The organism is Sulfurovum sp. bin170 (assembly GCF_010892395.1).
In the GTDB taxonomy this organism is placed as follows: Bacteria; Campylobacterota; Campylobacteria; order Campylobacterales; family Sulfurovaceae; genus UBA1140.
This window is the reverse complement of sequence record NZ_JAACKB010000204.1, coordinates 1-10,366: the sequence shown is the minus strand read 5'-3', so window position 1 is coordinate 10,366 and position 10,366 is coordinate 1. Positions and strand designations below refer to the sequence as shown.

The 10,366-nt window shown below is 35.4% G+C and carries 11 protein-coding genes and 1 pseudogene; 9 read left to right on the top strand and 3 right to left on the bottom strand.

Translation table 11 applies throughout. The annotated features are described in order from the left end of the window. The coding region (locus tag GSY74_RS04785) for an efflux RND transporter permease subunit (RefSeq protein ID WP_164663964.1) at positions 1–2,040 on the top strand (2,040 nt) is incomplete at its 5' end. Further along, positions 2,037–2,591: a hypothetical protein gene (locus GSY74_RS04780; protein ID WP_164663963.1), complete on the top strand. Its 555-nt coding sequence runs from the start codon at positions 2,037–2,039 to the stop codon at positions 2,589–2,591. The genes GSY74_RS04785 and GSY74_RS04780, both read left to right, overlap by 4 nt. On the opposite strand, the gene GSY74_RS04775 is transcribed toward GSY74_RS04780, so the two are convergent. After that, positions 2,575–3,222, bottom strand: a complete 648-nt coding sequence (locus GSY74_RS04775) for a paraquat-inducible protein A (protein ID WP_164663962.1) — start codon at positions 3,220–3,222, stop codon at positions 2,575–2,577. The genes GSY74_RS04780 and GSY74_RS04775 overlap by 17 nt on opposite strands. A 129-nt stretch (positions 3,223–3,351) precedes the next feature. Between GSY74_RS04775 and GSY74_RS11020 the strand changes: the two genes are divergently transcribed. From GSY74_RS11020 to GSY74_RS04760, 3 genes are all read left to right on the top strand, one after another. Continuing rightward, a complete protein-coding gene (locus GSY74_RS11020; protein ID WP_164663961.1) occupies positions 3,352–4,161 on the top strand; it encodes a universal stress protein in 810 nt (269 codons plus the stop codon). A 215-nt stretch (positions 4,162–4,376) separates the two neighbouring features. Continuing rightward, on the top strand, positions 4,377–5,219 hold the full coding sequence (locus tag GSY74_RS04765) for a DUF234 domain-containing protein (protein WP_164663960.1): 843 nt from the start codon (positions 4,377–4,379) through the stop codon (positions 5,217–5,219). Positions 5,220–5,343: 124 nt separating this feature from the next. Beyond that, positions 5,344–6,219 carry an Rpn family recombination-promoting nuclease/putative transposase gene (locus tag GSY74_RS04760; RefSeq protein ID WP_164663959.1) on the top strand — a complete coding sequence of 292 codons (876 nt, stop codon included), beginning with the start codon at positions 5,344–5,346 and terminating at the stop codon, positions 6,217–6,219. Here GSY74_RS04760 and mltG read toward each other — a convergent pair whose 3' ends face one another. Continuing rightward, positions 6,220–7,182, bottom strand: a complete 963-nt coding sequence (mltG, locus tag GSY74_RS04755) for an endolytic transglycosylase MltG (protein WP_164663958.1) — start codon at positions 7,180–7,182, stop codon at positions 6,220–6,222. A gap of 99 nt (positions 7,183–7,281) precedes the next feature. Between mltG and GSY74_RS04750 the strand changes: the two genes are divergently transcribed. Continuing rightward, a complete protein-coding gene (locus GSY74_RS04750) occupies positions 7,282–8,148 on the top strand; it encodes an alpha/beta fold hydrolase (protein WP_164663957.1) in 867 nt (288 codons plus the stop codon). Here the strand turns inward: GSY74_RS04750 and GSY74_RS04745 are convergent. After that, positions 8,129–8,725, bottom strand: coding sequence for a DUF2459 domain-containing protein (locus tag GSY74_RS04745; RefSeq protein WP_255494544.1), 597 nt, complete (start codon positions 8,723–8,725; stop codon positions 8,129–8,131). The genes GSY74_RS04750 and GSY74_RS04745 overlap by 20 nt on opposite strands. Positions 8,726–8,874: 149 nt before the next feature. On the opposite strand from GSY74_RS04745, the gene trxC reads away from it, so the two are divergent. The 3 genes and pseudogenes from trxC to GSY74_RS04730 form a co-directional block, all read left to right on the top strand. Beyond that, a complete protein-coding gene (gene trxC, locus GSY74_RS04740; RefSeq protein WP_164663955.1) occupies positions 8,875–9,309 on the top strand; it encodes a thioredoxin TrxC in 435 nt (144 codons plus the stop codon). Between the two features lie 93 nt (positions 9,310–9,402). Beyond that, positions 9,403–10,080 carry a response regulator transcription factor gene (locus GSY74_RS04735; RefSeq protein ID WP_164663954.1) on the top strand — a complete coding sequence of 226 codons (678 nt, stop codon included), beginning with the start codon at positions 9,403–9,405 and terminating at the stop codon, positions 10,078–10,080. Beyond that, a pseudogene (locus GSY74_RS04730) lies at positions 10,034–10,366 on the top strand (sensor histidine kinase); the annotation flags it as partial. The gene GSY74_RS04735 and the pseudogene GSY74_RS04730, both read left to right, overlap by 47 nt.

The window sequence follows — 10,366 nt, the reverse complement described above, 5'->3', positions numbered from 1 at the left end:
ATTCCTGCTTCGTTTATGATTACGCTTATATTTGCTGATATGATAGGGTATAGCCTTAATATGTTGACACTTTTGGGGGCATTAATAGCACTTGGGATGTTGGTGGATGAGGCGATTGTGGTGGCAGAGAATATCTATCGGCATGTGGAGAATGGGAAAGCTCCAAGAGAGGCGGCGATAGATGGGGCATTGGAGATGTTCCCTGCTATTTTGACTGCGACATTGACTACGGTATTTGCCTTTTTGCCACTGCTGATTATGAGTGGGAAGATGGGGATGTTTATGCAGGTGTTGCCTGTGATGATTTCGATTCTCTTGATTAGCTCTCTGTTTGAAGCGTTCTATTTTCTGCCTCTTCATGCCAAAGAGTTTTTCTCTATTGGGAAACTAGAGCATATTCAAAAAGAGGAGAGTCGTTTTTGGAAAACTATATATGCTGTTTTTAATGCAAAACTTTCGTTTTTATTGAAACACAAATGGGTCTCTTTGATAGTTATGGTTGTCTCAATTCTCGTGGGAACCGTAGCGATGGCAAAGGTAACCAAGTTTCAGCTGTTTCCTGAGTTTGATGTGCAACAGGTCTATGTTAACGGTAAGGTCAATATCAATAATGAGCTAGAGGAGACCGAGGTTTTTGTAAGCAGGGTTGAAGATGCTCTAATGGCTAAATTGGATAAGCAGACGGTTGACTCTATCACCTCTGTGGTTGGTTTTAGGATGAATGCTGATATGAGTACCGATATTGGAGATAACCTTTTTCAGATTATTATTAACCTACATGAGAAAGCACCAGAGAACTTTTTTGACAAGTTTATCAATCCTGTTTTCTCTTTGGAGTATGATGATAGTGATATGATTCGTGAGAAAAAGGCTCAAGAGTTGGTTACAGAGATTCAAAATGATATTTTAAAAGAGGTAGAGAGCTACAAAATAGATAACAAAAAGGTCTTTGAGGAGCTAAATATCTTTGCCCAACAGACGGGGATTATTGGGAATGATGTGGAGATAGGGTTTTCATCGCTAAATCAAGATGAGGTACTGGACGCTATGGAGAGGGTTAAAGCCAAACTTGCCAAGATAGTTGGGGTACATGATGTTAGTGATAATGCCAATGAGGGTGAGCGAGAGCTAAAACTTCGTGTCAATGAGTATGGTCAATCGTTGGGGCTAAGTGAGGGGTATATCACCTCTGCTCTGCGTGGCTCATTTTTCAAAGGTGAGTATGCCAAAGCATTTAACCAAGAGGGGTTGGTGCGTATTAAAGTAGAGGATAAGTACAAAGACCAACAAGGGAGTATTGATAATTTTCGGCTTACTACTCCTGAGGGGCAAGTGGTGGTATTGTCTGAGGTTTGTGACTTCTTCTACCAAAAGAGTTTTGTTCGTATCTTTAAAGAGGATGGGGATAAGGTTCGCTCTCTCTTTGCTAGGGTTGATAAAAAGGTGATTGTGCCTAATGATGTAATGGCTCAGATACAACCCCTGCTTGATGAGATAGAGCAGAGTGGTATTAAGTTGATTATCAAAGGGGAGCAGGAGGAGAATACGAAGATGAAAAAAGAGATGAGTCAGGCGGCGATAATGGCTGTTTTTCTTATCTTTATTACACTAGTTTGGATGTTTAACTCTCTTGTGCAACCATTGATTATCCTCTCTATTATCCCTCTCTCTATCCTTGGAGTACTTGTGGGTACTAAACTGATGGGAATCAATCTAACTATGCCTGGCGTGATGGGGATTATCGGTCTAGCAGGAGTTGTGGTGAATGATGGGTTGATTATGCTCTCATTTGTGCGAAGAGGTAAAAACTTTGAGGAGATATTAGAACAGGCTAGTTATCGTGTTCGACCGATTATCTTGACTTCGGTTACTACGGTTTTAGGGCTTTCATCACTTATCTTCTTTGCCTCTGGTCAAGCTTTGATTTTGCAACCTATGGCTATTAGTTTGGGGTTTGGGATTGCTTGGGCTACGGTGCTTAATTTGTATTTTGTGCCTTTGATGTATGCGGTGATTTATAGAATAAAGGATGAGAGATGATAGGAACATTGGCAAAAGCTAGTTTTGCATATATTTTTAGATGGGTGCTGTTTATATTTTTGGCTATTGCTACTAATATATGGTTAGCCATAAACTATTTAGGAAGTGATGGTCTATTGGGCGTTATTACTATGGTTACAGTTACTGTATTCCCTATTATATGGTTTGTTATGGCAAAAAAGACGGCACTTTTTGTTGCTATCTTCAAAGTTGTAGATGAGAGTATTGATGATTTGGTAGAGTTTGTGGTGGATACTTTTTTGGTAGATGACAACAAGAGCAAGATAGCAAACTATGATAAGGTCTTTGCAGAGCAGTCAAAAGTAACACAGATGGTTTTGAATTTTTTCTTTGAACAGGTTGATTTTTTTTCACAGGTAGAGAGTTTGATGTCACAGGAAGAGTACTCTGATGGGGAGTTGAAGCAGAAGATGATTGAGACTATTGAGGATAAGGAGGCGTTTGAGAAGTGGGAGCCTAGTATGTTGACACCACTCTATCTATTAGGTGTCAATATTGGAGTAGTGGTTTTGGCTAGTCATTTTTTGTAGCTAAACCTCTCGCTCCATATATATAGTCATATTTTTCCCAAATATCAGAAATATTAATTCGTTTTAGAATAAAAAGATTTAGTAGTAGAATAACACTGAAAGCACCAAATCCAATCCCCAACTCTAGCTGTGCAAAATCAAAAAGTTTAACCATAGCTACTAGTATAGAGATGAAAAATATATCAATCATACTCCACGGAAGCAGTTTTGCTACAAGTATTAGAAGTCTTTTGACAAGATAACCAGACCTCTTTAGTTTCATCAGTGTGAGCAGGATTACGATAGAGACAAAAATCGAAACGGGAAAGAGAAATATAAGAAATGCTAACATCACCCCTACAAGATACTGTTTATGTTCAAATATCGTAACAAAAATAGAACTCATATCGAGACTTTGATAGATACCATTTATATTGATAGTCAGAATAGAGAAAGAGAAAGCAATCACAAGTGAGATAAGAGAGACAAGGCTAAGTGCGAGGGTTGTGTCAATGAGATTTTTGTGGTCTCTATAGAGAACGGTATCACAGAGTCTGCACCTAGCTTTTGTTCCCTGATGCAGTCTTATTTTTCTGTGTAGTGTGTGACATTTTTTGCAGATGATTAGCTTGTCTAGTTCATTTTTTTTCATTGTAAATATTATACCAAAAATTTAAAAATCTAAAAAGGTAATTTCTTATTATATCAAAACTAATAAAATAATTTTATCATCTACTAAAACAAAAAAGAATATAATAGAGAAAAAGAAAAAGGAAAAATCGTGAAAGCAATTAATAAAATCCTAACAGTCATAGATGACTCTAAACTAAGTAGAGATATTCTGAAAAAATCTATTGAACTAGCTAACAAGTTCGATGCGAAAATTATCGTTTTGTATACTATCCATATCCCTTTTTTCAATCTGCCAATATACAACAAAAATGTACCAGTTGATAAAGAGGCAGTAAAAGAGAGTATAGACAGGATATTTGATGAGTTAAATATAGGTAAAAATATTAGTCACCATACGCTGGTATATTTTGGTGACAATAGTGAAAGAGCCATTATCGAAGCAAAAAGAGATGCTGTGGATATGATTGTGACCTGTTCCAATATCAAATATGAGAAGCTTATTCGAGAGGCTCAAAAGCCGATGTTGGTTGTAAAGAGTGAGTATAGAGAGTACAAAGATATACTGATACCTACAGATTTAAGTGCAAAATCAAAAGAGAGCATAGAGTTTATCAAAAATAGTTTTGATGCAAATTTTGCTCTTGTACATGGTTATGAGAGTGTAACTGCGACGATGAGTATGTATGATATAAGTTATGTGGATATGGTTGAGTATAGAAGAGAAAACAGGGATATAGCTTTGGAACTTTTTGGAGAGTTCAAGAAAGAGGTGGGAGTAGAAGGTGAGTTGACTGATGCTAGTTTCTCGCTTCCTCATGGAGTTTTGGAGTATATAGAGGAGAAAAAACCAGATTTGGTTATGGTTACTTCTCATAGTTCAGAGGAGAGTTTCTTTGTAGGTTCTATGTCGAGTTATTTGGCAAAAGAGTCACCTTATGATATATTGATATTTTGTTAAAAAAAAGCAGTTAAAATATAGTTAAATTAAAGATAAAAGATATTACAATCTAACTATATAAATAGACATCTTGTAAAACTCTTTGGAATCGGAGACTTTAGTCCCGAATATTGCGAGGCTGAAGCCATCGGTTCCTAGTTTTGAAAGAAGTCTAATATTAAAGGTAAAAAACTATTAAAACAAGATTTAAAGATTTTTTTCATCACTATGGATATATGGAGCTTGAACATGCAATGGAACTTTTTGCTGTGTTTGGTGGGATTGAGTGTGATATTGAGTTAGATTTTTTGGATGACCTTGAATTGCTTATTCGTTTTAGTTTTGTTGAGAGATATCTAGAGTTCTCAAATCTCATCTCTCCCTCATATCTTCTCGAAGAGCCATATCGTTATATTCTCATCTCTATTGCTAGAGGTGACGGTAGACTAACCAATGTTTTTAGAAAAGCACGAGTAGGTGATACCTTGGGGATGAGTATAGTCAATCAATTGATAGAGCTTGGTATTGTAGAGCTTGAAGAGTCCAGAGAAGCACCACTCAAAAAGTATCCTAATCAGAAATTAGAAAAATCACTTCGTTCCTATAAAATAGAGGCAAAAATCAGGTTCAAACAACCTTTTTACCGTTTTTGGTTTGGTTTTGTAGAGCCATATAGTAAGGATTTATCCCAGAATAGGTCTCAGAGATTTTTTGAAAACTTTGAACAGCACTTCTCTAGGTTAAACTCTTTGGTCTTTGAACAGCTCTCCAACGAACTTCTCAATCAGCACTACAATGATAAACTGAAATCTATGGGAAGCTACTGGGATGTAAACTCTGAATTTGACATCTTGGCAAAAACAACTAGAGGTGAGACTGTTGTAGGTGAGTGTAAATATAAAAATCGTCGAGTCTGTAAAAGTGAGCTTACAAAGCTTAAACAGAAAGCAGAGGTATCGGGGCTAAAAGCAGATACTTATGCACTCTTTTCTAAAAGTGGGTTTTCTAATGAGCTTTTGAATAGTGAGGATGAGGATCTGATTCTGTTTGAGTTGGAGGATTTTCGGAAGCTTCTTTAGTTTATCTTCTATTACTTATATTTTTCGTTATGGTTTCTAATTTAGACTCTTACGACCTCTCTATCACATCCCAAACTTTTAGAATCAAATGTTATAATTATTTCAAAAAGGAACTCAAATGTGCATGATGATAAAAAATAAATATATAGACCCCTTTACAGACTTTGGATTCAAACATATATTTGGAAATGTTGAGAATAAAGGATTGTTGATAAGTTTTCTCAATGATCTGCTAGATATAGAGGATAAGATAGTAGATATAACCTACCGAAATCTTGAAAAATTGGGACTAAATATCATAGATAGAAGAGCTGTTTTTGATGTTTATTGTACTGATGAGAGAGGTAATAATTTTATAGTTGAACTTCAACGAAGTAAGCAGAAATATTTTATAGATAGAAGTATATACTATACAAGTTTTCCCATCCAAGAGCAGTCAAAAAAGGGTGATTGGGACTATAGACTAGAAAAAGTCTATTTTGTAGGGATTCTTGAGTTTAAGATGGATGATAACAATAGTGATGATTATTTGACAAAAGTTCAGCTTATGAATACCAAAAGCAATGAGGTCTTTTATGATAAATTGACCTACTACTATATAGAGATGCCAAAGTTTACAAAAGAGGAGAAAGAGTTATCTAGCCATTTAGAGTATTGGATGTGGTATCTCAACAATCTATCTAAAATCCAAGAGATTCCTGAAAAGCTAAAACAAGACAAAGTGATAAAAAAGGCTTTTGATGTTGCCGAATTTTTGGCACTTAGCAAAGACAAACAGTTTGCTTATCAGAGTGATCTGAAAGCGAAGTTGGATTATTTTAATGCGATGAGTTATGCTAAAGAGGAGGCAGAGAAAGAGGGTTTGAGAAAGGGGAAAGAAGAGGGGAAAGAAGAGAAAGCTATAGAGATAGCTAAAAATCTGCTCTTAGCAAAAGTGGATATTGAAACTATTGTGAAGAGTACGAGTTTGAGTATAGATGAGATTCGAGAGTTGGAATAATTAATTCCTAGCTCTCTTCACCCTATTTATATTATTAAGATGTTCTTTATATGAGTCGGTAAAATCATGAACTCCATCTTCATTTCTCATAAAGTATAGATATTTCGTTGTAGCAGGTTTTATAGCAGCCTCTATAGCATCTATCGATACCGAGCAGACAGGGTAGGGTGGAAGCCCCTTGTTTGCATAGGTATTAAATCCACTCTTGTCGGTTTTGATTCTTTTTGGAGTTACTTTGGTATGAGAGTACTTTCCATAGTTTAGTGTACCATCCATCTGTAGAGCCATATCTATTTTAAGTCGGTTGTAGACAACAGAGGCGACTATGGGCATCTCTTCACTGTTTGCTGACTCTTTTTGGACGATTGAAGCTATAGTTAGATACTTTAGCCACTCTTTTTTATCATATCTTTTGAGATGCTTTTTAGCTAGTTTCTCATATTTTTTCTCAGATAGTTCTACTAAAAAAGAGATAATCTTCTCCTCTTTTATCCCCTTTGGAACATGGTAGGTATCTGGGATAATTCCAGCCTCTTTATAGTTACTAAATTGATTATAGTAACTATCTAATCTCTTATAGTCAAGTTTATATCTTTTTGCAATATCTTCTAGGAAAATCGGTCTGGTCTCTCCAGGGATTAGGGTAATAATCTGAATCGCTTCAGAGGCTGTAGTGAGTTTATCTAAAAAATCTATACGATTTATAATCCCTATTCCGATATCTAGCTCACCATGTTTGGGCTGACCAAGAGTTGCTAGGAGATAAATATCTATTTTTGAGAGTTTTACTCCGCTGTTTTGTAGATGGTTTATTGTATTGGTGATTGAACCTTTGGGCAGTTTGAGTGTATCGGTGGTAATTCCTATAGGAGTAGTAATATAAAAAGCCATAGAGACTAGGGCAGTGGTGAAAAGATTTTCTACGGTTGTACACAACCTAAATAGTAGCTTTGGTATTTTCATCTACATATTATATCTAACAATTGATAAAAGATTATGGTATAATATTTTATGTTAAGAATATTACTAATTAGTCTATCGCTATTATTTGTAGGGTGTGCCGTGAAGAGACCAATAACTTGGGAAAAGAGAGTGGTAGATAGCAATCTAACACATATCGAGTTGGCTTTTGATGAGTATGGAAAAGAGCATAACCAGACGCTACTTTTTCTACATGGTTTTGGAGAGAGTCGATACACTTGGCGTTTTTTGGTTGATGATTTATCAAAAAAGTACCATCTCGTTACGCTTGACCTAAAAGGTTTTGGTGAGTCTCCAAAGCCAGAAGATGATGACTATTCTGTATATGACCAAGCACGAATAGTGGGTGAGTTTATAGAGAATCAGAAGCTCAAAAATATAACCATAGTGGGTCGTTCGTTTGGTGGTGGTATATCGCTTGTCTTGGCACTAATGCAAGAGCAGGGGATTATAAAAAATAGACTAGATAGATTGGTTCTTATCAATAGTATGTCATATGAACAGAAACTACCATCCATGATGAGAGTTTTGACCTATCCTATTATAGGATTTTTGGGTATTCATCTTATGGGTGATAAAAATATTGCCAAAGAGGCGTACAATTATGCCTTTAATGATGATAAGCTTATCCCTCTATCTAGTGTAAATCACTCGGCTAAGATGCTATCTATGCCTTTAGCAAAATATGCTTATCTCCAAACTGTTAATAATATTATCCCTGATGATATTAGAGAGATGGAAAAAGGTTACAAAGATATAAAACTTCCTACGCTAATACTTTGGGGCAAGAAAGATGTATCTATCCCCTATAAATTTGGAAAGAGACTTCACCAAGATTTGCCAAATAGCCATTTGAAAATTTTTAAAAAGGTTGGGCATATGCCTCAGGAGGAGGTTCCACAGAGAGTTGTGGAGGAGATTAATAGATTTATGGTAGAGTATCAATAACATTAAAACTAAATGGAGTCCAATAACTCATGGTCACATTGGACTCTCTCAAAATATCACCAGTCCATGTGTTGCAGGTCTTGATTAGATTATATCTGTATGGAGAGTTATAAAAGATATGGTTATATTCATCCCCTCTCTTTTTAAAAACTATCTTATCTCCAAAACTTTCTAAAATTTTTCTCTCTATCTTATCTTTTTGAGCAATAGAAACTTTTATCGGTTTCAGATATAAAAATCTATCTACTCTTCTATAGTATGTGACATGCATTAGCGATGGGGTGTTGATAAATAGTGCTTTTAGTGCAGTAGTTGTCTTTAGGTCACTCCACGAAGGAGTATTGAGATAGGTCTCACTATCTCCCCAACCAAATGCTAGATAACCTCTTTTTTCGCTTTTTAGCAATATAGGAAGAAGCTTTTGCCAGTTATATTTTGACTCTTCGATATTTATAACAATATCGCTATGCATATCATTATAAAGTATATGGATAGTCTCAGTTTTTTTATCTAAAGGTATGTTGCTATTGAGTGGGAAAAGAGCTAATATATATGATAATACAATATATAAAATCATTATGAAGATGAATGATAGTAATGTATAAATTAGATATTTCAATATTTTCATAGACTCTTTACTTTTGATAAATTTATTAAACTATTATACCCTATTGATGATTTGTTAATATTGATGAGCTATAATACTAAGCAAAAAAGGAAATAGATATGAGTGAAAAAGTAAAAGTAGTCTGTCCACACTGTGCAAAGGTAAATAAGATACCCAAAAAAGAGAGTTATGCAAAGGCAAACTGTGGTCATTGCAGAGAGTCTCTCTTGGATTCTCGACCTATTGAGGTTGATAAAGAGGATCTCTTGCATGTGTTGGTCAATAGTGATATACCTGTTATCGTTGATTTTTGGGCTCCTTGGTGTGGTCCTTGTCGTCAGATGGCACCAGCTTATGAAGAGGCGGCATTGGAGATTCCACTACAAGCACAGTTTTTGAAAGTCAACACAGAGGAGCATCAAGATTTGGGTGCGGCTTATGGCATACAGAGCATTCCTACTCTAATAGCATTTAAAGGTACACAAGAGATGGAGCGACTCTCTGGTGCTATGAGTGCAGATGGATTGGTAAATTGGGCAAAGCAATTTGTATAATTTGAGATGATTTTACCAAATTATGATTTTATATAATCCAAATAATGATATACTGTTGCATAATATGAATCTAATTTAATTTAGGAGTTTGTGATGTCTAAAGCAAAGATATTGTTACTTGAAGATGATGCTAATCTGAATGATACTATAGCTGACTTTTTAGAAGATGAGGGGTATTTAGTTGATTGTACTTATGATGGATATGAAGCACAAGATAGATTATATGAGAGTAAGTATGACCTACTTCTTTTGGATGTCAATACTCCTGGTGTTGATGGATTTACGGTACTAAAAGAGGCTAGAGAGAGTGGTGTGGTGGCTCCCTCTATTTTTATCACCTCATTGGATGGTGTAGATGATTTAGAGAGAGGTTTCAAGAGTGGTTGTGATGACTATATACGAAAACCTTTTGTCCTCAAAGAGCTACTTATCCGTGTAGAGACACTGCTAAGAAGAGGTTTCTTTCATGAGAAGTCAGAGTTTATCATACTAGGTGAAAATATTGAGTACAATACAAAATCAAATGAACTTATTGTTAATGGTAAGCCTGAAACACTTGGAAATAAAGAGTCTGCTCTATTTAAACTTTTTATGAAACATCAAGATGAGGTTATATCACACGATAGAATCTACAAAGAGTTGTGGGATTTTGATGAAGACCCAAGTGATACAGCTTTACGAACATATATCAAAAATATCAGAAAGATTATAGGTAAGGATAGAATTGTCAGTATCAAAAAACAGGGATATAAGTTTACTTCGTCGCAATGAGAAGCTGTCACTATATAGATTTTTAACTCTCTATATCTTTTTAGTTATAGTGTTGGTCTCTCTACTCTCCTCTTTTTACTATAAGAGTCAGGAGGATTTAATGTTCTCAAATGAGAGAACCAAACTCTCTACTTATGCCAATGAGCAGGTTAAGCATCTAAAAATACTACACCACTATTTTCCTACTAAAACAGAATACCCCAGAGATGATAGATACAATAGTGCTACATACGATATTGAACGAGTAGCTATCTTCTCTACTTTAGATAATAGTAATATTGATTTT